A 470-nucleotide genomic window follows, 5' to 3' on the forward strand; every position below is an offset into this window, starting at 1 on the left:
CGCCCACCACTGATCCGCCGTTGGCCCTGCCAGGTGCCACTTTCGCGGTTCATCGGGGCCAGCCCCACCAGCGACGCTATGGCTTTGCTTCCCAAGCTGCCCAGTTCGGGCAACTCGCTGGCCAGTGTGCTGATCAGGATGGGGCCGACGCCTTTGAGCGCGCCGATGTTCTTCCAGCCAGGCTGTCCCTCAAGCTGCTCGGCAATAGCTTTGTCCAGTTGCTTCAGGTCGTCAGATAGCTGAGCTATATAGCGTTGCTTCATCGCAATCAGATCCGGATCGACCAATCGCCGCAAGCGCTACATCTCACTGACCCGCATCTGCACCAGATGCCTGCGGCATTGCGCAAATTCAGCCAGACGCTGCTGCCAAGGGGCAGGCGGTACGTAGCGGGTCAGCGGTAATAAATGGGCCATCTGCGCCAGCACTGTCGCATCGAGCCGATCGGTCTTTGCGGCACGGCCTGTGCC

General features: G+C 61.3%; 1 pseudogene. It reads right to left on the bottom strand.

Annotation, left to right across the window (positions count from 1 at the left end):
• Nucleotides 1-470, bottom strand: a pseudogene (locus KGA66_RS29395) (transposase); the annotation flags it as partial.

The sequence above is a fragment of the Actinocrinis puniceicyclus genome (genome assembly GCF_018283645.1).
Classification (GTDB): domain Bacteria; phylum Actinomycetota; class Actinomycetes; order Streptomycetales; family Catenulisporaceae; genus Actinocrinis; species Actinocrinis puniceicyclus.